At 72.7% G+C, this 19,471-nt stretch carries 17 protein-coding genes; 11 read left to right on the top strand and 6 right to left on the bottom strand.

All coding sequences use genetic code 11. The features are described from left to right. Window positions 1-167: 167 nt before the first annotated feature. The 3 genes from Z164_RS0117050 (at window position 168) to Z164_RS21510 (ending at window position 1,959) form a co-directional block, all read left to right on the top strand. Window positions 168-764 carry a hypothetical protein gene (locus Z164_RS0117050; protein WP_152541000.1) on the top strand — a complete coding sequence of 199 codons (597 nt, stop codon included), beginning with the start codon at window positions 168-170 and terminating at the stop codon, window positions 762-764. A gap of 103 nt (window positions 765-867) precedes the next feature. Next, window positions 868-1,173: an EscF/YscF/HrpA family type III secretion system needle major subunit gene (locus tag Z164_RS0117045; protein ID WP_024891887.1), complete on the top strand. Its 306-nt coding sequence runs from the start codon at window positions 868-870 to the stop codon at window positions 1,171-1,173. Window positions 1,174-1,242: 69 nt separating this feature from the next. Continuing rightward, the gene (locus Z164_RS21510; RefSeq protein WP_024891886.1) at window positions 1,243-1,959 is read left to right on the top strand and encodes a hypothetical protein; all 717 of its coding nucleotides are present in this window, start codon (window positions 1,243-1,245) and stop codon (window positions 1,957-1,959) included. A gap of 62 nt (window positions 1,960-2,021) precedes the next feature. Here Z164_RS21510 and Z164_RS0117035 read toward each other — a convergent pair whose 3' ends face one another. The 4 genes from Z164_RS0117035 to Z164_RS0117020 form a co-directional block, all read right to left on the bottom strand. Next, window positions 2,022-3,425: a hypothetical protein gene (locus Z164_RS0117035; RefSeq protein ID WP_024891885.1), complete on the bottom strand. Its 1,404-nt coding sequence runs from the start codon at window positions 3,423-3,425 to the stop codon at window positions 2,022-2,024. A 381-nt stretch (window positions 3,426-3,806) separates the two neighbouring features. Next, the gene (locus Z164_RS0117030; protein WP_024891884.1) at window positions 3,807-4,718 is read right to left on the bottom strand and encodes a 5'-nucleotidase, lipoprotein e(P4) family; all 912 of its coding nucleotides are present in this window, start codon (window positions 4,716-4,718) and stop codon (window positions 3,807-3,809) included. Window positions 4,719-4,800: 82 nt separating this feature from the next. Beyond that, complete coding sequence (locus Z164_RS0117025) at window positions 4,801-5,964, bottom strand: anhydro-N-acetylmuramic acid kinase (RefSeq protein ID WP_024891883.1); 1,164 nt, start codon at window positions 5,962-5,964, stop codon at window positions 4,801-4,803. A 61-nt stretch (window positions 5,965-6,025) separates the two neighbouring features. Further along, window positions 6,026-7,504, bottom strand: a complete 1,479-nt coding sequence (locus Z164_RS0117020) for a M23 family metallopeptidase (RefSeq protein ID WP_081770241.1) — start codon at window positions 7,502-7,504, stop codon at window positions 6,026-6,028. Between the two features lie 191 nt (window positions 7,505-7,695). Here Z164_RS0117020 and tyrS point away from each other — a divergent pair, with 191 nt between their 5' ends. Next, window positions 7,696-8,937, top strand: coding sequence for a tyrosine--tRNA ligase (gene tyrS / locus Z164_RS0117015; protein WP_043690662.1), 1,242 nt, complete (start codon window positions 7,696-7,698; stop codon window positions 8,935-8,937). 88 nt (window positions 8,938-9,025) lie between these two features. On the opposite strand, the gene Z164_RS20885 is transcribed toward tyrS, so the two are convergent. Next, complete coding sequence (locus Z164_RS20885; RefSeq protein ID WP_043690660.1) at window positions 9,026-10,732, bottom strand: M28 family metallopeptidase; 1,707 nt, start codon at window positions 10,730-10,732, stop codon at window positions 9,026-9,028. Window positions 10,733-11,013: 281 nt separating this feature from the next. On the opposite strand from Z164_RS20885, the gene Z164_RS0117005 reads away from it, so the two are divergent. Genes Z164_RS0117005 through Z164_RS23130 form a run of 3 tightly spaced genes read left to right on the top strand, consistent with a single transcriptional unit; the run spans window position 11,014 to window position 13,629 of the window. After that, entirely contained in the window at window positions 11,014-11,748 is a 735-nt protein-coding gene (locus Z164_RS0117005) for a hypothetical protein (protein ID WP_152540999.1), read from the top strand. 55 nt (window positions 11,749-11,803) lie between these two features. Then, a complete protein-coding gene (locus Z164_RS22125; RefSeq protein WP_160170700.1) occupies window positions 11,804-13,069 on the top strand; it encodes a peptidoglycan-binding protein in 1,266 nt (421 codons plus the stop codon). A 14-nt stretch (window positions 13,070-13,083) separates the two neighbouring features. Further along, on the top strand, window positions 13,084-13,629 hold the full coding sequence (locus Z164_RS23130; RefSeq protein ID WP_024891878.1) for a hypothetical protein: 546 nt from the start codon (window positions 13,084-13,086) through the stop codon (window positions 13,627-13,629). A gap of 55 nt (window positions 13,630-13,684) precedes the next feature. Here the strand turns inward: Z164_RS23130 and Z164_RS0116990 are convergent, their stop codons facing one another. Then, a complete protein-coding gene (locus tag Z164_RS0116990) occupies window positions 13,685-14,407 on the bottom strand; it encodes a DUF4097 family beta strand repeat-containing protein (protein ID WP_024891877.1) in 723 nt (240 codons plus the stop codon). 124 nt (window positions 14,408-14,531) lie between these two features. Between Z164_RS0116990 and gpmI the strand changes: the two genes are divergently transcribed. The 4 genes from gpmI to Z164_RS0116970 all read left to right on the top strand — a co-directional run bounded on the left by gpmI (window position 14,532) and on the right by Z164_RS0116970 (window position 19,382). Then, window positions 14,532-16,070, top strand: coding sequence for a 2,3-bisphosphoglycerate-independent phosphoglycerate mutase (gene gpmI / locus Z164_RS0116985; RefSeq protein WP_024891876.1), 1,539 nt, complete (start codon window positions 14,532-14,534; stop codon window positions 16,068-16,070). After that, window positions 16,070-17,293 carry a murein hydrolase activator EnvC family protein gene (locus tag Z164_RS0116980; RefSeq protein ID WP_024891875.1) on the top strand — a complete coding sequence of 408 codons (1,224 nt, stop codon included), beginning with the start codon at window positions 16,070-16,072 and terminating at the stop codon, window positions 17,291-17,293. The genes gpmI and Z164_RS0116980 overlap by 1 nt, the downstream gene beginning before the upstream one ends. Before the next feature lie 116 nt (window positions 17,294-17,409). After that, window positions 17,410-19,023 (top strand): S41 family peptidase, encoded by a 1,614-nt coding sequence (locus tag Z164_RS0116975; RefSeq protein ID WP_024891874.1) that lies wholly within the window; start codon window positions 17,410-17,412, stop codon window positions 19,021-19,023. Between the two features lie 23 nt (window positions 19,024-19,046). Continuing rightward, a complete protein-coding gene (locus tag Z164_RS0116970) occupies window positions 19,047-19,382 on the top strand; it encodes a low molecular weight protein tyrosine phosphatase family protein (RefSeq protein WP_201769611.1) in 336 nt (111 codons plus the stop codon). Window positions 19,383-19,471: the final 89 nt, after the last annotated feature.

Raw genomic sequence — 19,471 nt, 5'->3', positions numbered from 1 at the left:
ACGGCCTGTGGAGCCGCCATCTCGCCCATGCCGCGCCGACCTCGGGTGCGCCCTAGATTGCGATGGGAAGGCCGCTGCCGGAATACTCGGTCCCAGGATTCATCGCCATGTCCCCGGGCGCGGCGATTCGATTCAGGAGGAGGCAGGCGCTCCGGCGCTTTCGGCACATGATCAGACGACAGAGCATCAAGCGTCGCTCGACCTCGGCGGAAGCGCCGGACGTCAGGTCCTTGGCGGCCGAGTCCGCTGTTGCGCTCGCCGAGACGCCGGCCGCGACGGTTCCGCCGGGCGACGAGGCGGCGGCTCATCGCGATCGCCTGGTCGCGGAGTTCAGCGCGTCGCTCGATCGTCGCGACGACCTCGACGACGAAAGCCGCGAGATGCTGCTTCAGCACTATCGTGAAGCGGTCGAATCCGCTCCCATCGATCTTGAGCTGACGATCCCCGATCGGAAGCAGTGGATCGAGATGGTCGATGCGCTCAAGTCCAACGGCTTGCTCAGCGATGAGGATTCGAACAATCTGATCCGAAGCTTCGATCAGGCGATCAATCCCCTGCAGAACCCGGAACTCCGTGATGCCCTGGAGTTCGCGCGTCGTTGCCGCGATGAAGGGGAGGAGGCCGCCTTCGCGTGGCTGGAGACCCGAAAGCAGGCCGCGGGGTCGGAAGTCGAGGCGACCGTACCGGTCGCGGCCCATCAGCCGCCGCTAGGGGGCATCACCGAGCGGCGCGTGCGTCGACCGCGGGGGCCGCCGGCACGCTGATCGTCGAGCCGCCGGCATCTCCGCCGGCTCTCGAGACTCCGCATCGCCGCACAAGCCACGAACGCAAGATCCCATCTCCGATACCCACAAGGGAACCGCAATCATGTCGAGCTACGAAGCCATCTACAACGGAATCGCCACCGATGGTCTGCAGCGTGCCCAGCAAGGCGGAAAGGGCGCCGTGGGCGCCAAGAGCTGGCTGGCCGCGCTGGTCGAGGGCCTGAACAAGCAGATCGACAGCGTCGGCAAGGCGCTCCAGGAAGCCGCCGGTCGCGTCGACAAGGACGAGCCCAGCACCATGACCAACTTCCAGGTGCTCGCGCAGCAGTTCAGCCTGCTGACCAACACCGCGAACACGGTCGTCAAGACCATCGGCGAGGCCCAGTCGGCCGTCGCCCGCAAGCAGTAAGCCGACCTGGCACCGGAAAGGCGGACTTCGGTCCGCCTTTCCGCGTTTTTGGGACGGAGGAACGTTCAGATGGGCGCCCACGCCATTCGGCTTTTGTTTGCTGCGGTTTGCGCCGTATCGCTGCCTGCGGCGGCGCAGGACGCGTTCTTCGAGTCGATCAATCAGGGGGCTGTCGATTACGCCGGCACGCTTGCGAACAACAGCATGCTCGATGCCGTCGAGGACGACGATCCGCCGGACGAGGACAGGCCGAGCGCCGACCGCGGTGCGCAGTTCCGGCCCTCCGCTGCGGTCAGGCGGCAGGTGGAGCGCCGGTTCGTGGAAGCGTTCGGGGCGCGGGTGCCTTCCCGGCGAGCGCGGTTCGCCGAGGAAATCGCCGATGGACGTGCGCGGGCACCGTTCCAGGCCGTCCTCGATCGGCACGGGCTGTCGTCGAATGATTTCGCGGACGTGGCGGCGGGTTATTTCATCGCGATGTGGAGCGTCGTCCACGATCGGCCCGTGTCGGCGCGGGAGGCGGCGCCGGCGATCGCGCAGCTGCGCGAAATCACGTTGTCCTCCCCGGGCGCGCTGCCTCCGACCGACGTCGATCGCCAGACCATCTCCGATGCCAAGGGGCTTTATGCGGGGATCGTCCTGGGACAGTACGCGCGCAGCGCGGGAGATCCCGCCGCGCGCGAGCGTCTGCGGCGCCGGGTTGCCGAGCATGCCCGCGCTCAGGGCATGGATCTGCAAGCGCTTGCGTTGACCGTCGATGGCTTCCGTGTGGCCAGCGCACGTCCGTAGCGCCTGGATGCGGACATGGGCGCCTTACGCGCATCCCGCGTCGGGCCAGGGCCTGTCAGGCTTCATTCGCGCGCAGTCCCGGCGCGCTTCCGGCCCACTCTGGCGAGCTTGAAGGCGCCGATCGCGCATCCCGCTCCTGCGGCGCCCAGCAGGAACAGGGCCGTCGGATTGCTCAGGGCCGGATAAGCGCTCACGTCGCCCGACCACATCATGGTGGTCGCCATCAAGAGAAGGCCGAGCGATGCATAGGCCGTGATGGTCAACACCCAGTACAGCCACTGGTAGGCGAGTTCCGCCTTCTGCAGGTCGGCCAGTTCCTGGCGCGCGGCCTGCGAGGCGACGCCGATCATCGCGAACAGCCCGCTCGGGAACGAGCGCCCGCCGCCATCCCCGCCGTAGAGCGAGCGGCGGCCTGCGGCGGCGACGGTGTGGCCCTGGGCCAGCGCGCCGTCGGCGCGGCCCGGGCCGCTGCGCTCGCCGCCCATCGACAGGCCGGTGTGGCCGCGCACGTCGGCGGGGGACTGCGAGGCGGGGACCGCCGGTGCGGCCGGGGCCGCCATCGTGGCCAGCGTGGCGCCTGCAGCGGCCATCGCGGCGGGTGCCGTCGAGGCCGTCGTCGCACCGGCCGGGGCCGGGGATGCGGCGGTTCCCCCGGGCGCGTTCGCCGCGAACGCACCGGCGCGGTCGGCCACGACGCCGGGCGCGTCGCTGCGGGCCATCGCGGCCTGCGCCTCGGCGCGTGCGGGCGGCGGCGCCGCCGCCAGCGACATCGCGGCCCCGGCGAGGGGGGCGGGCGCCTGGGCCGCGGTCGCCACGGCGGGCATGCCGCCGGGCGCCGGCGCCAGGCCCGCGGCAGGGCCGGACGCCACCGCCGCCTGGGCGGCAGCGGGTGCCTGCGCCGGCGCGAGCGCCGCCGCGGTGGAGAGCGCGGCCGCACCGGACAGCGCGGCCGCCTGGAACGCCTGCGCGCTCCCGGCCGGACCGGCAAGCGCCGCCGCGCCGCCGGCCGCGGCGGCGCTGTTCGCGAGCTGCCTCGCGACGGCGACCGTCGGCGCATCCTGCGGGGACGGGGCCTGCGAGGTCGGGGCGGAGGAGGACGCGCCTTGGCCGACCAGCGTCGCGAGCGGCGGCGCCGCCCGGTCCAGTACCGCGTGCGTCGTCGGGATGGTGGACCCAGCGCCCGGCGCACCGGGCGGGGAGGGGCCGCCGGGGGCGCGCGAGCCAGGGCTGTCGTGGGTCTCGCGAGGCCCGTCGCCGCGGGGTCCACCGACGGCCGGATGGTTCGGTCCCGGATGGTAGTGGCTGGGCCGATGATCCGAGCGATGCTCGCCGCCGAAGCGGTTGGGGCCGAGCCCCAGGGTTTGCGCCAGCGAACTGGTGAGGCTCTGCGCGAGCGAAAGCAGGGGCGAATCGCGCAGGCCGCCGAGGGGCGGGGGGCCAGGGAGCCGGGAGATGGGATCGAACATGCGCGTCACCGTCTGGGCAGCGGGTGCGCCGGCCCCCGGGTACCGGCGCGTCCACGCTACCGCATGCGGGCCTTGCCACGCATCCTGAGGTGGACCCTAGGGCGTATCGACATTCGGCCTGCAGCGCCGGGCTGTCGCTTCTCCCGCAAGCGGCGTCATGCCGTTCCTTCTCCCGCGAGTGGGGCCATGTTGTTCCTTCTCCCGCCGCAGCGCCGGATGAGGGCACGTTCGCACGCCTGCGTTGCGGGGGAAGGGAAAAGCACAGTGCGCCCGCTTGCGGAAGGCGTCTTGCGCATGCTGAACGCCGATCCCACCCAGGCGCGCCAGCGCGCCCTTCTCGCGGGTGCCGGAAGCATCGGCGCGAGTGCGCGCCCGTGCCGCCTACCGCGCGGTGTTCAGCGCCTCGCGCTTCAGCGCGCGTCGCCGCTCGCGCGGCTGGTCCCAGGCGTTGCCGAACACCGCGGGTTCCCAGCTGCCGTAGGTGGGGTTGGGCAGCATCCACCAGCGCTCGCCGAACCAGTCGCCGTATTCCTCCAGCAGGCCGTCGCGGGCCTCGGGGGTGTTGGCGACCACCTGCACGAAATCGCCGAGCTGGTCGCCGAACTGCATGATCACCCGGTAGCTGCGGCCGGCCAGGCGGCGCCGGCAGAGCTTCTCGCTGCCGTGCTGCTCGCAGCCCTCGACATGGGTGCCCAGGCCGAGGAACACGCTGTCGTCCGCGACCGGCATGCCCACCGCGCGCAGGTTGGCCAGCGTGGCCTCGTTGAGGTGCTGGGCGCGGTTGGAGAGATACAGGAGGGTGACGCCCTTCTCGGCGGCGGCGCGGGCGAAATCGACCACGCCGGGGACAGGTTCCGCGCGCTTCTCGGCGACCCAGCCGGCCCAGGTGACCTCGTCGTACTCCTGGCCGTCGCGGACCAGGCGGGCCTGGTAGGGCGAGTTGTCGAGCACGGTCTCGTCGATGTCCATGATGACCGCGGGCGGCAGGTCGGCCCAGTCTTCGTTGTCGCGCTCGTCGGGCACCAGCGCGTCCCAGTGGCGTTCGGCGAGCGCGGCGTCCAGGTGATCCGCGGCGGCACGGAACAGCGACAGCGTGGTGGCGCGGTACTCCGCCGAGCGCTGCACCCACAGCACGGCGTTGAGGTTGTCGTCGGCGGTGCCGGGCGCGGGCGCCGCGTCCGCGGTGGCCGGCGTCGGCGTCGCGGCGGCGTCGGCCGGGGCGGCGTCGGGCGCCTGGCGGCAGGCGGCCAGGCCGAGCACGAGGAGGGTCAACGGCAGCAGCAACGGACGCATCGCGGTCTCCGCGCAGAAAACGGGCGCCGAGTGTAGCCGACGCGCGCGGGGCGGCCGGCGCGGCCGTGCGGCGCGCGCCGGCTCAGTCCGGGGTCGCGGGGTAGATCCCGCCCAGGACCCGCGGCCCGGCCGCGCCGGTGACGGACGGCAGGTTGCCCGGCCGCCCGAGCAGGGTCTGCCGGGCGAGCCAGGCGAAGCCCATCGCCTCGACGAAGTCGGGATCGATCCCGTGCTCGGCGCTGGAGACCAGCGGGCGCGCCAGCGCCTGGGCCAGCGCGGCCATCAGCACCGGGTTGTGCACGCCGCCGCCGCAGGCGATGACCTGCGCGGTCTCCGGCAGGGTCGCGTGCAGGGCGTCGGCGACGGTGGTCGCGGTGAGCGCGACCAGGGTGGCCTGGACGTCGGCGGGCGCCTCGCCGCCCGACAGCCGCGCCTCGACCCAGCCGAGGTGGAACTGGTCGCGTCCGGAGGACTTCGGCGGCGCCAGCGCGAACCAGGGTTCGGCGCGCAGCCGCGCCAGCAGCGCGGGATCGACCCGGCCGGCGGCGGCGAAGGCGCCGTCGCGGTCGAAGGCGGCGCCGGTCTGGCGCAGGCACCAGGCATCGAGCAGGCCGTTGGCCGGGCCGGTGTCGAAGCCGCGCACCGCGCCGGGGGTTCCGGCGGCGGGCAGCAGGGTGAGGTTGGCGATCCCGCCCAGGTTGAGCACCGCGCGCGCTTCGCCGGGCGCCTGCAGCAGCGCGGCATGCAGCGCCGGCAGCAACGGCGCGCCCTGGCCGCCGGCGGCCACGTCGCGGCGGCGGAAGTCGGCGACGGTCGCGATCCCGGTGCGCTCGGCGATCAGGCTGGGATCGCCGAGCTGCAGGCTGAAGCGGTTGCGCCCGTCCAGGTGCCGGCCGTGCGGCCGGTGGCGCAGGGTCTGCCCGTGCGAGCCGATCGCGGCCACGCGCGCGGCGGGCACGCCGGCTTCCTCCAGCGCGCGCAGGGCGGTGTCGGCGAACAGCGCCGCGATCCGGGTGTCGAGTTCGCCCAGCGCGTCGAGGGTCAGGGCGGCGTCGCGCTGGCCCAGTTCGACCAGATGCGCGCGCAGTGCGGGTTCCCAGGCGAAGGTGTGGCCGTAGAGCAGCTCGGCCCGAAGCGCGGGACTGCGGCCGGGAGCGTCCTCGAAGCGGACCAGCGCGGCGTCGATGCCGTCGGCGCTGGTGCCCGAGATCAGGCCCAGGTACAGGTCGGCTCCGGCGGCGGACATGCGGGCGGGGCGGGGCGGCGTCGCGGGAAACGCATCCGCGGCGCCGGGCCCGCAGTCGGGCTCAGCCGGCGGGACGGCGCGCCGGGGCGTCGCCGGCGCGGGCGACGCGGGCGCCGTCCTCGGCCTGGCGGTGCGCGTAGTGCACGGCCTCGACCTGCTCGATGCGCGCCAGCGCCGGTGCGATCTGGGCGCGGAAGGCGGCCAGGTCGGCGCCCTTGAGCGGCTCCGGCGGCGGCATGGTCTGGGTCAGCGGATTGCGGTGGGCGCCGTTGACGCGGAACTCGTAGTGCAGGTGCGGCCCGGTGGCCAGGCCGGTGGCGCCGACGTAGCCGATCACCCGGCCCTGCGGCACGCGCTGGCCCTGGCGGATGTCGGCGAAGCGGGACATGTGCGCGTACAGGGTGGTATAGCCGCGGCCGTGGTCCAGGATCACCACGTTGCCGTAGCCGCGCTGCCAGCCCTTGAACTGCACGCGGGCATCGCCGGCGGCCATGATCGGGGTGCCGGTGCGCGCGGCGTAGTCTACGCCCTTGTGCATGCGCATCGTGCCCAGCACCGGGTGGCGGCGCGAGCCGAAGTTGGAGCTCAGGCGCGAGAACTCCACCGGCGTGCGCAGGAAGCTCTTCTTCAGCGGGCGGCCGTCGGCGGTGAAGTACTCGGGCGTCTTGCCGTCGCGCGCGAAGCGGAAGCCGGAGTAGGTCTTGCCGCCGGTGGTGAAGGTGGCGGCCAGCACCTCGCCGGTGCCGATGCGCTCGCCCTCGCGCCACAGTTCCTCGACGACCACGCTGTAGCGGTCGCCGGGCTGGATCTCGCGCGAGAAGTCGATGTCGTACTGGAAGATGCGGTCGGTCATCGTGTGGATGACCTGCGGCGACAGCCCGGCCTGCCGCGCCGAGCCGTACAGCGAATTGGTGATCTCGCCGGTGATCACGGCGGTGTGCACCTCCACCGGGCGCTCGATGACCTCGGTCCGGACGCGGTCGCCGTCCAGCGAGATCTGCACGCGCTCGGTGGTGCCGCGGTCGAAGCGCAGGCCGCGCAGGCTGCCGTCGTCGGCCAGGTCCAGGCCGAGCTCGGCGCCGGCGCGCAGGCGGGCCAGCGCGCGCGCGGCCTCGGTCTGCATGATCCGCTGCAGGGTGGTCGCGGGGATGCCGTGCGCCTCGAAGATCGCGCCCAGGGTCTGCCCGGGCTGCACCGCGACGATCTGCCAGGCGGGCGCGGCCTCGGCGCTTTCGCGGGGGCGCGCCGGCATCGGCGGCAGCGCCAGCGCCATCGTGGTCAGCGCCGGCTGGGTGTCCTCGGCGCCTTGCATCGCGTTGGAGAAGCCCGGCACCAGCGCCACGATCAGCGCGCCCAGGGTGGCGAAGATGCTGGCCTGCGCCCAGTGGCGGCGGGTCCAGCGGCCGTTGAAGCGTTCGCGGTCGAGCAGTTGCGGCAGTTGCTGCGAGAGCTGGGTGGCCCGGAGCGCCACGGCCCGGAGATTGGCGAGACGGACGAGTCGGTTGCGTTCAGGATCGAACGCCGGATCGGGAGACGTCATCTGCGGTTCCGGTCGGTGGCGTGAATGGCGCGTCAGCGGGGTAACATAAAGACGTGAGCTCCATGCGTCAAACGCTTGAGCGCACAAGACTTTTCGGCGAAATCGCCGGTTAACGGCCTCTTAACTCCGTTTCCGGGCCTTCGTCACATTCAGGTCCACCGCCTTCCCGTTTCCGCCGCAGAGAACGCCCCGTGCCCCCCACTTCCGCCCCCCCGGCCGCGTTGCAGGCCGCCCTCGACCAGATCGCCCGTGGCGCCGACGAGCTGCTCAAGCCCGAGGAACTGGCCGAGCGCCTGCGCCAGGGCCGCCCGCTGCGGGTCAAGGCCGGCTTCGATCCCACCGCGCCGGACCTGCACCTGGGCCACACGGTGCTGCTCAACAAGCTGCGCCAGTTCCAGGATCTCGGCCACACGGTGATCTTCCTGATCGGCGACTTCACCGGGATGATCGGCGATCCCTCCGGCAAGAACGCCACCCGCAAGCCGCTCTCGCGCGAGGACGTGCTGGCCAACGCGCGCACCTACGAGGAACAGGTGTTCAAGGTGCTCGACCGCGCGCGCACCGAGGTGCGTTTCAACTCCGAATGGTTCGGCAAGATGGCCGCGGCGGACCTGATCCGCCTGGCCGGCCAGCACACCGTGGCGCGCATGCTCGAGCGCGACGATTTCGCCAAGCGCTATGCGGCGCAGCAGCCGATCGCCATCCACGAGTTCCTCTACCCGCTGGTGCAGGGCTACGACTCGGTCGCGCTGGAGGCCGACGTCGAACTCGGCGGCACCGACCAGAAGTTCAACCTGCTGATGGGGCGCGGCCTGCAGGAACACTACGGGCAGAAGCCGCAGATCGTGCTGACGATGCCGCTGCTGGTGGGCCTGGACGGCGTCAACAAGATGTCCAAGTCGCTGGGCAACTACATCGGCGTGACCGAAGCCGCGATCGACATCGTCAACAAGACGATGAAGATCGGCGACGACTTGATGTGGGACTGGATCGAGCTGCTGAGCTTCGAGATCGGCATCGACGAGGCCCGCGCGCTGCGCGCCGAGGTGGCCTCGGGCGCGCTCAACCCGCGCGACGTCAAGCTGCGCCTGGCGCGCGAACTGGCCACCCGCTTCCACGACGCGGCCGCCGCCGAGACCGCGATCGCCGGCTGGCACGCCGCGGTGACGGGCCAGGGCGATACCTCGCTGCTGCCGCTGCAGGAGGTGGCGGTGCCCGCCGAGGGCCTGCGCATCGCCGCGCTGCTGACCGCCGCCGGCATCACCCCCAGCAATTCGGAAGCCCATCGCAAGCTCAAGGAGCGCGCGGTCAAGGTGGACGGCGCGGTGGTGGAGGACGCGGGCCTCGCCCTCGCCCCCGGCTTCGAGGGCGTGCTGCAGGTCGGCAAGCGCAACTTCGCGCGGGTGCGACTGGTGGCGGCGGCGTCGCCGTAGACGCGTTCGCGCGCGCCGGGCGCTTGCGAGAGCCGGACACGACGACGGCGCCCGGAGGCGCCGCCGTCGTGGTCCGTCGCGATGCCGGTCAGCGCGACATCATCGCGTCGCGCTCGGCCTTGAAGGGATTGCCCTCGTACCAGTTCGGCCAGCGCTTGGGGTCGTCGGCCAGGACCCGGCCCACGCCGTAGAGCGCTTCCAGATCCTGCACCACGCCTTCCAGGTTCCAGTTCTCGTCGAACTCGTCGCCGGGCTGGTGGTAGACGGCCGCGTAGGCCCGGGTCGCCGCCTCGCCCGCGGCGGTGCCGCCGTCGATCAGGTCGTTGCCGCCCTTGGCGTACAGCGCCGGCACGCCAGCCTTGGCGAAGTTGAAGTGATCGGAGCGGAAGTAGAAGCCGCCGGCCGGGTTGCCTTCCTCCACCAGCACGCGGCCCTGGCGCTCGGCCTCCACCTTCAGCAGGTCCTCCAGTTCGGAGCTGCCCAGGCCGGTGACCACGAAGTCGCGGGAGGGGCCGGCCACGCTCATCGCGTCGAGGTTGATCACGCCGGCGATCTTCTCCATCGGGAAGGTCGGGCGCGCTACGTAGTACTTCGAGCCCAGCAGGCCGGATTCCTCCAGCGTCACCGCCAGGAACGCGACCGAGCGCTGCGGCTTGGGCTCGGCGGTGGCGAAGCGCTCGGCGATCTCGATGATGCCGGCGATGCCGGTGGCGTTGTCGACCGCGCCGTTGTAGATCGTGTCCTCGCCCTCGGCACCGTCGTGCTTGCCCAGGTGGTCCCAGTGGCCCATGTAGATCACCGCCTCGTCGGCGGCGGCGGTGCCGGGCAGCACGCCGATGACGTTGCGCGAGGACTTTTCGGCGATCGTGCTGGCGAGGTCGAACGACACCCTTGCCTGCAGCGGCACGGCGCGGAAGCCGCGGCGGTTGGCGGCGGCGATCTGCTCGTCGAGATCGAGGCCGGCGGCGGAGAACAGCGCGCGGGCGACGTCGCCGGTGATCCAGCCCTGCGCCGGCAGGCGCGGCTCGGGATCGTCCTCGGCGCGCAGGTCGAACTGCGGGCCGGACCAGGAGTTCTTCACCACGTCCCAGCCGTAGGAGGCGCCGGCGGTGTCGTGGATCAATAGCGCCGCGGCCGCGCCCTTGCGCGCGGCCTCCTCGAACTTGTAGGTCCAGCGCCCGTAGTAGGTCATGCGGTTGCCGTCGAACAGGGTCTCGTCGCCGGCGTGGAAGCCGGGATCGTTGACCAGGATCACGACCGTCTTGCCCTTCACGTCCAGGCCCGCGTAATCGTTCCAGCCCTGCTCCGGGGCATCGACGCCATAGCCCACGAACACCAGTTCGCTGTCGGCCACCTGGACCCGGTCCTGCCCGCTGCGGGTGCCGATGACCATGTCGTCGCCGAACTTCAGCTCGCGCGTGCCCTTGGGCCCGTCGATGCGCAGCGTGGTGGATTCGTCGGCGGTGGTCTCCACCATCGGCACGGTCTGGAACCAGCCGCCGTTCTCGCCGCCCGGCTGCAGGCCGATGCGCTCGTACTGCGCCTTGATGTACTCCACCGTCTTCTCGCCGCCGGGCGAGCCCGGCGCGCGGCCCTCGAACTCGTCGGAGGCCAGGGTCCGGGTCAACTCGGCGAAGTCGGCCGCGGTGATCTCGGGCGAGAACGCATGCGCCTGCGCGGCGCTGTCTTCGCCGGCGGCGGAGGGAGTGGCGGCATCGGTCGCCGGGGCTTCGCGCTCGCAGCCGGCGAGCGCCAGCGCGGAGGCGAGGGCGAGGGTCAGGAGGGATCGGGACATGCAGGATCTCCGTGGCGGAAACCCTGGATTCTAGGCCTTCGGGACGCGGATCGCGTCCCAAGGCGCGTGGGCGGCGGACGCCGTATGGGTCGCACGGTCCGCCGAGCGGCGCCCGCCGGCGTCGTACCGGTCCGCATGGCGGACGGTTCGCCTTCCATCCTTCCGTCGCCCAGGCGCGGATCGCGCTCTGGCCCTCCGCGCCGCGCTGCGGGCGTTTGACGATGGCAATTCGGGCGTGCTATCCCGACTCGCAGTAGTCGCGGGGCCAACAGGAGGGCGACATGGCGACACGGGTTGTCTCCGGCACAAGGCGAGCATGGCTTGCCGCGCGTGTCCTGGCGGGGCGTATCGGTCTGGCAATGGCCATGACGGCGGGGCTCGCGGCCTGCGGCGGCGGCAAGGCGGCGGGGCCGGCGCCGCAGCAGGCGCCGATGGATGCATCGCAACTCCCTGCCGCAGCGGCCGCGCCGCGAAAAATGATGCCCGGCCGCATCTACGCGCCGACGCAGGGCGGGGTGACCTGCCCCTCGATGGATTTCGAGACCTTTCTGCACGCGTTCTTCAATAGCGGCGACCTGCAGGTCCGCTATACGGCCAAGCCCGTGGTCTACAAGGTGCCGTACCACGACTACCACAATACCGAGCCGGGCGACCCGGCGAATCCACAGTGGCAGACCTACGAGCGCGATCGGCCGATGCATGACCGGTATCGTTACGATTCCCAATTGAGAGCATATGTGTGGGATAGCACGAGACTCCGCGCTGGCCAACGATGGACTGGTGTCGATGCAAGTGGGAATCACGTGCCCCATCCGGTCACCGAGCTGCAACTGCGCCGCCTCTCCGAGACCGAGTGGGAAGTCCTGACGCCGGGGCGTATCACTACCTTCACCCGTCGCCCGGATTGCTGGTACTTGACTGCGGACTGGTCGCTGGACCCGTTCGAGGGTTGCCGATGGCCGGACGAATGTCGGCAGTTGCGCGAATACGAAGCGCCTTACTACCAGGACGACTGACCTCATCCGTGGACAGGCTCGTGCCCAATAACGCATTCGATGCATGGAGGACACCATGACCCCGCAGGACAGCGCAGCCCCGACGCCAACGACCTATCGCATTCAGCAACTCGGCCCGCCACGCGGCCGCGACGGGAGCGTGCTGAGCACCGCTGGTGGCGTGCAGATGAACGAAGCGGTGACCGGCTTCGACAGCCTGGTATCGCACCATCCAGGGGACAACCGCGCGGTGCGGATGGCGGAGGGCATCGTTGTGGATGGTAAGCCCGGCCGCGTGCATGGCTACATCGGCGGGCGGTTGGAGGAGATCGAGGTCCCGAGGCGCAACCTGCGCGGGGAGTTCCGGGACTATGGGCTCGGACCCGATCAGGTGCTGCTGAAGAAGGATTTCATTTTGTCCGATCCTGGTCTGGACCCGATGAGCCGTCAGGCGCGCAGTGTTGATGTTCCCTCTCCGGTGGCCGGAGTCGCTGGGGCTCGGCGCGATGGCGAGGGTTTGGTCGACATCCTCGACCGGCCTGGTGGCGAAGTGATCGCCCGCTTTCGTCATATGAGAGACATCAAGGTCAATCCGGGGGACGAGGTGACCTATGGACAGACCCTGGGCACGCAAAGCAACGTCGCTACCGGCCCGATCCACGTTCACATGGAAATGGACACGCGCTATTACCAGCAGTTCCGTCATTACGTGGACGACCTGGCCAGTGGCCGCTTACCGATGGAGGCCGAGTACCGCGAAGGCGTCCAGCCGCGCCCGGTGGTCGACGACGGTACCTTCCGGCTCGGTGAGTCGAGCGAGCGCATCCGCGACCTGCAGCGGGTGATGGACGGCGAAGGCTACCGGGCGCCCGGCGGCCAGCGGCTGGACCAGGACGGCGTGTATCGCCCCGGCATGCAGGGCGCGCTGCTCGATTTCCAGCGCGACCACGGCGTGCCGCAGACCGGCGACGTCGATCCCGCAACGCTCAGGTTCGCGCCGCCCGCGCGAGGACGCGAGACGGCGCCGGGCTTCAAGACCGCGCCCGGACACCCGGACCACTCCGATCATCGCCCGGGCCTGCCGGAGACGCTGGAACCTGCGCGCAACGAGCGCGGGGCGTCGCTGTCGCGCTTCGGCGATCCGCAGCTCGACCGGCTGGCGGCCGCGCTCGATACCGACGACGATGTCGCCATTTCCCGCGTCTGCGCCGAGATTGAGCGGTCCCCGCAGGTGCGGGGGCGGATCGAGGAAGGACATGAATTCCTGGCGGCCGAGCAGGGGCTGGCACGCCAGCAGCAGGACGCAGCCCGGCAGATCGAAGCCGCCTTCGCCCGCGGCTGAGGCTGGGAGGTCCGATGTCCGCCCAAGAACCGATGAAAGAGATGCTGCGGGTCCTGGCCGCGCTGCTGGCCAAGTTCGAGCAGCGCGAAGCGCGGATGCAGGCCATCGTGGAGCAGAGGCTGCAGGCCGTCCACGACGAAGTCGCCCAGTTGCACCGCCGAATCGACGGCATCGTGAGCGGCGCGCAGGCCAGGATCGTGGAAGAAGCGAAGGCGGCCATCGTGCCGGTCGCGGCCGAGTACGGTCGCGCGGTGGACACTGCCTCCGCGCAACTGCGCGTCGCCGGCAGGACGGTCCGGGCCTGGTACGGCGCGCTGGCCGGGCTGTGCCTGCTGCTGGTCCTCGTCGCCTGGGGCGTGCTGGGCTACTACCGGCGCGAACTCGCCGAGGCCAGGGATGCGCTGGAACGATATGAAGACGCCGTCCCGGTGCTGCAGGCGTTCTACGCGTCCGACGCCACCGTCTGCGGGGATCGCATCTGCGTGAACGTGGACGCGAGCGCGCCGCGGCAAGGCGACGCGCGACAGTACGCGGCCGCCAGGCCTCGCCGGTCGCATTGACCGCAGATCGCCGGGGCGTCCTGGCCGCGGATGGCGCCCGGGACAGGGCGACCGATCAGTCGCGCGGGGGGCGGTCGCCGCTGTAGGGCTGCGCTTCGGCGCCGGTGATGCGGCCGGTTCGCGCGGTCTCGTGCACGTACAGCGTCACCTCGCGCTCGAAGGTCAGTTCGCCGTCGATCACCGCGTTCGGGCCGATGACGATGCGCGGCCGGCGCTTGTTGATGGTCACCGGGAACCAGTTCGAGGACGGCTTGCGCACGAACAGTCCGCCCTGCACGTGCGCGTCGGCGCCGATGGTGACGTCGCCGTTGACGGTCTCGACGTCGCCGGCCACGCGGGTGCCGACTAGGCCGATGCCGCCGTTGACGGTGCTCACGTCGTCGCCGACCTCGCTGCCGCGGTCGAGGAAGATGCCGCCGCTGACGGTCTCGACGTCGCCGCCGATGCGCGCGTCGCGGCCGCCGCGGATGCCGCCGTTGACGGTGGCGAGGCTGGCCACGGACACGCCCTCGCCGAAGCGGATGCCGCCATTGACGGTCTCCAGCGCGCCGGCGGTGACCCGGTCGCCCAGGGCGATGCCGCCGTTGACCGTCTCGACGTCGCCCACGCGCGCGTCGTCGCCGATGCGGATGCCGCCGTTGACGGTGTCGACGTCGCCCGCGGTCCGGCCGGACTCGACGGTGATGCTGCCGTTGGTGCGGCTGATGTCCGCCTGCGCGAAGGCGCCTGCGCTGGACAGGGCGAGGGCGGCGGCGAGCGCAATGCGGAGACGGGACATGAACGGACTCCCTGCGAGGGGGTGGGGCGGGCGCGGCGCGGGGCGCGTCGCGGCTCGGGCGGCCGATAGCATGCGTCGGCCTTCGCTACAATCGCATCTGTCCTAAGTCACAGGGCCCATCGTCGTGTCCAATGCGCCGCACCGCCCCAAGCCCGTGGTCCTGCTGATCCTCGACGGCTGGGGCTATCGCGAAGACCCGCGCGACAACGCCATCGCCCTGGCCGATGCGCCCAACTGGCGCCGCCTGTGGGCGGCCGGCCCGCGCACCCTGGTCCACACCGAGGGCCGCTACGTCGGCCTGCCGGACGGGCAGATGGGCAATTCCGAGGTCGGCCACATGAACATCGGCGCCGGCCGCGTCGTGTACCAGGAGCTGACCCGCATCGATGCCGCGATCGAGGACGGCAGCTTCTTCGCCAATGCCGAGCTCGTCGCCGCCTGCGACGCCGCGCTGGCCGCAGGCGGCACCCTGCACCTGCTGGGGCTGCTGTCGCCCGGCGGCGTGCACAGCCACGAGCGGCACCTGTTCGCGATGCTGGAACTCGCCGCGCGCCGCGGCGTGCCGAAGGTCGCGGTGCACGCCTTCCTCGACGGGCGCGACATGCCGCCGCGCTCGGCCGGGCCCAGCCTGGAACGGCTGGCGGCCGAATGCGCGCGCCACGGCAACGCCCGCGTGTACAGCGTGGGCGGTCGCTACTTCGCGATGGACCGCGACAAGCGCTGGGACCGCGTGCAGCGCGCCTGGGACGCGATCGTCGAGGCCCGCGGCGAGCGCGCCGCCGACGCCGCGTCCGCGCTGGCGGCCGCCTACGCGCGCGGCGAGAACGACGAATTCGTGCAGCCGACGGTGCTCGACGGCGCGGTGCCGATGGCCGACGGCGACGCGGCGGTGTTCATGAACTTCCGCGCCGATCGCGCCCGGCAGCTCACCGCGGCCTTCGTCGCGCCCGGCTTCGACGGCTTCGCGCGGCGGGTGCCGGCGCTGTCGCGCTTCGTCTGCCTGACCGAGTACGACGCCACCCTGCCGGCGCCGGTGGCGTTCGCGCCCGACAACCTGCCCAACACCCTGGGCGAGGTGCTGGCCGCGCACGGGCTGACCCAGCTGCGCATCGCCGAGACCGAGAAGTACGCCCACGTGACCTTCTTCATGAGCGGCGGCCGCGAGCAGCCGTTCCCGGGCGAGGAACGCATCCTGGTGCCCAGCCCGAAGGTCGCCACCTACGACCTGCAGCCGGAGATGAGCGCGCCGGAGGTCACCCGGCGGCTGCTGGAGGCGATCGAATCCGACCGCTTCGACGCCATCATCTGCAACTACGCCAATCCCGACATGGTCGGCCACACCGGCGACCTGCAGGCCGCGATCCGCGCGGTGGAGACCGTCGACGCCGCGGTCGGCGCGGTGGTGGCCGCGGTGACCGCGCGCGGCGGCGAGCTGCTGGTCACCGCCGACCACGGCAACGTCGAGATGATGCGCGACCCGGAGACCGGGCAGCCGCACACCTCGCACACGGTGGGCCCGGTGGGCCTGGTGTACGTGGGCGCGCGCGACGTCCAGCTGCGCAGCGACGGCGCCCTGCGCGATCTCGCGCCGACCCTGCTCGACATGCTCGGCATCGAGCGCCCCGCCGAGATGACCGGCACCTCGCTGTTGCTGGCCGGCTGATGCGGCGCGCGGCGCGCGCGCTCGCCCTCGGACTGGCGGCGCTGCTGCTGGCGGGCGCGGCCGCCGGCCAGAGCCCGCGCGAGACCGAGCGCCGGCTGCAGCAGGTCAAGCGCGAGCTCGACGCGGTGGCCAGCGAGCGGCGGCGCCTGGAAGGCCAGCGCGGCGAGGCCGCGCGCGCGCTGCGCGCGGCCGACGAGCGGGTCGCCGAGGCCGCCCGCGCGCTGCGCGAAACCGAGGCCCGGCTGGCGCGCGAGCAGCGCGCGCTGGCCGACCTGCGCGAGCGCCGTGCCGGGCTGCAACAGCGCCTGGGCGCGCAGCGCGAAGAGCTGGCCCGGCTGCTGCGCGCCGCCTACCGCGTCGGCGACCACGCCGCGCTCAAGCTGCTGCTGGCGCAGGACCGCGTCGGCGAGGCCAACCGCCTGCTGGCCTACCACCGCTACCTGCAGGGCGCGCGCAGCGCGCGCATCCGCACGCTTTCGGGCGAACTGGCCGAACTCGACGGCGTGGAGCGCGAGATCGGCGAGCGCACCGCGGCGCTGGAAGCCGAGCGCGCGCGCCAGCGCGAACAGCGCGCGGCCCTGGCGCGTGACCGCGAGGCGCGCGCTTCGACCGTCGCCGAGCTGGAAGCGCGCTACGGCGATCGCCGCGAGCGCGAGCGCGCGCTGGGCCGCGACGCGCGCGGCCTGGAACGGGTGCTGGCGCAGTTGCGCGAGGCCGCGCGCCGGGCCGAGGCCGCGCGCCGCCAGGCCGAGCGCGACGCCGAGCGCGCGCGCGCGCCCGCACGGCCCGGCGCGCCGCCGCGGCGCGCGCCGGCGCAGGTCGCGCGCACCGCGCCGATCCAGGTCGGCGGGCTGAGCTGGCCGGTCTCCGGCGCCCTGCTGGCCGGCTACGGCGCGCGCATGCCCGACGGCCGCGCGAGTTCCGGCGTGCTGATCGGCGCCGCCGCCGGCACCCCGGTCAAGGCCGTGGCCGAGGGCACGGTGGTGTTCGCCGAGTGGATGACCGGCTACGGCAACATCGTCATCGTCGATCACGGCAACGGCCACATGAGCCTGTACGCGCACAACGACGCCGTGCTGCGCCAGGTCGGCGACCGCGTGCAGCGCGGCGACACCCTCGCCAGCGTCGGCAACTCGGGCGGCCAGGGCCAGCCGGCGCTGTACTTCGAGCTGCGCCGCGACGGCAAGCCGGTCGATCCCTCGACCTGGCTGCAGCGGCGCTGACGCGCCTCCGCGCGCCCGACGATCCGCTGAACGCCGCCGCGGGACCGCCGCGCGGCGGCGTGCATAATCGGCCGGTCCGCCCGCGGACCGCTGTTCATCCCTACGGAGTTCGTTCGATGCGTGTGCGCCTGTTGCCGTTCCTGATCGCCGGCCTGTTGTCGTCGGCGCCCCTGCTCGCGCAGGAGCCCGCCGCGGCGCCGGTGCAGCAGGACGCGCAGCCCGCGCAGGCTCCCGCGCCGGCGCAGGACGCGCCCGCCGCCGACGGACCGCCCGCGGAAAGCGCGCCGCCCGCCGAAGGCCCCGCCGCCCCCGACGAGCGCGAGCGCGCCCGCCAGGTGCCCGCCGTCGACGATCCCGACGGCGGCGGCCGCGCCTCCAGCCGCGTGCCGCTGGACGAGATCCGCCGCTACGTCACCGTCTACAACGCCGTGCGCGAGGCCTATGTCGATCCGGTGGACGATGCCGACCTGATGCAGGCGGCGATCCGCGGCCTGCTGCTCGACCTCGATCCGCACAGCGCCTACCTGCAGGGCGAGGACGCCGAGGCCTTCGACGAGAGCACCACCGGCGCCTACAGCGGCATCGGCGTGGAGATCGTGCCGTTGCCGGACGGCTCGATGCGGGTGATCGCCCCGATCGACGACACCCCCGCCGCCCGCGCCGGCCTGCGCTCGGGCGACGTCATCGTCGCCATCGACGGCGCGCCGCTCACGCCCGCCAGCCACGAAGGGCAGGGCCCGTTGCGCGGAGAGCCGGGCACCACCGTCACCCTGACCGTGATGCGCGAGGGCGAGGCCGAGCCGCTGGAGGTTCCGATCCAGCGCGAGACCATCCGCGTGGTCAGCGTGCGCTCGCGGATGCTCGAGCCCGGCTACGGCTACGTCCGCGTGAGCGCGTTCCAAGTCGAGACCGCCGCCGAGTTCCGGTCCCAGGTCGAGGCGCTGAAGGCGCAGGCCGGCGGCCGCCTGCGCGGGCTGGTGCTGGACCTGCGCAGCAACCCGGGCGGCCTGCTGACCGCGGCGGTGCAGATCGCCGACGACCTGCTCGACGCCGGGCAGATCGTCAGCACCCGCGGCCGCATTCCGATCAGCGACGCGGTGTTCAACGCCACCCCGGGCGACCTGCTCGACGGCGCGCCGGTGGTGGTGCTGGTGGACGCCGGCTCCGCCAGCGCCTCGGAGGTGCTGGCCGGGGCCCTGCGCGACAACGGCCGCGCGCGCGTGGTCGGCAGCCGCACCTTCGGCAAGGGCTCCGTGCAGACCCTGCTGCCGCTGGACAACGGCGATTCGGTGAAGCTCACCACCGCCCGCTACTACACGCCCAGCGGGCGTTCGATCCAGGCCCGCGGCATCGATCCCGACGTGGTGCTGAAGCCGGACAACGCCCCGGCGCGGCGCAACGGCTACTCCGAGGCGACCCTGCCCGGGCACCTGCGCGGCGACGAGGAAGGCCGGCCCGGCGAAGGCGCCGGCGACGTCCTCGACGGCGACGGCCCGATCCAGGCCGCGCTGTCGGAGCTCAAGCAGCCCGGCAGCGTCGCCCGCGCCGCCGCCGCAGCGCCCGCCCCCGCGCCGACGGCAGCGGAGCGGCCCGCCGAAGGCGCCGTGCCGGCCGCGCCCGCGGAGGCCCCGGCGAACGACGGCGCACCGGCCGACAGCGCACCGACCGAAGGCCGGCCCGCCGAAGGCGCGCCGCCCAGCGCCGAGCCGCCGCCCGGAGACGGCGACTGACCGCCGTAGCGCCGCTGCGGGCGCTGTTCGTCTGCGCGCGCAACCGCCTGCGCAGTCCCACCGCCGAGCAGCACTTCGCCGGCTGGCCGGGCGTGGAGACCGCCTCGGCCGGGCTGCGCCGCGATGCCGACGTCCCGCTCGGCCCCGAACTGCTCGAATGGGCCGACCTGGTCTTCGTGATGGAGCGCCGCCACCGCGCGCAACTGGCCGGCCGCTTCGGCCTTGCCTTGCGCGGCCGGCGCGTGATCTGCCTGGAGATCCCGGACCGCTTCGCGTTCATGGCTCCCGAGCTGATCGAACGGCTCGAGGCCCGGGTCGTCCCGCACCTGCGCGCTCGCGCGCCGCTCCCGCCGGGGTAGCGGCGCTAGGGCGTATCGACATTCGGTCTGCAGCGCCGGGCTGTCCCTTCTCCCGCAAGCGGGGCCGTATCGTTCCTTCTCCCGCAAGC

Origin of the sequence: Luteimonas huabeiensis HB2 (assembly GCF_000559025.1) — a bacterium.
GTDB lineage: Bacteria > Pseudomonadota > Gammaproteobacteria > Xanthomonadales > Xanthomonadaceae > Luteimonas > Luteimonas huabeiensis.
This window is presented reverse-complemented; position numbering and strand designations above follow the sequence as displayed.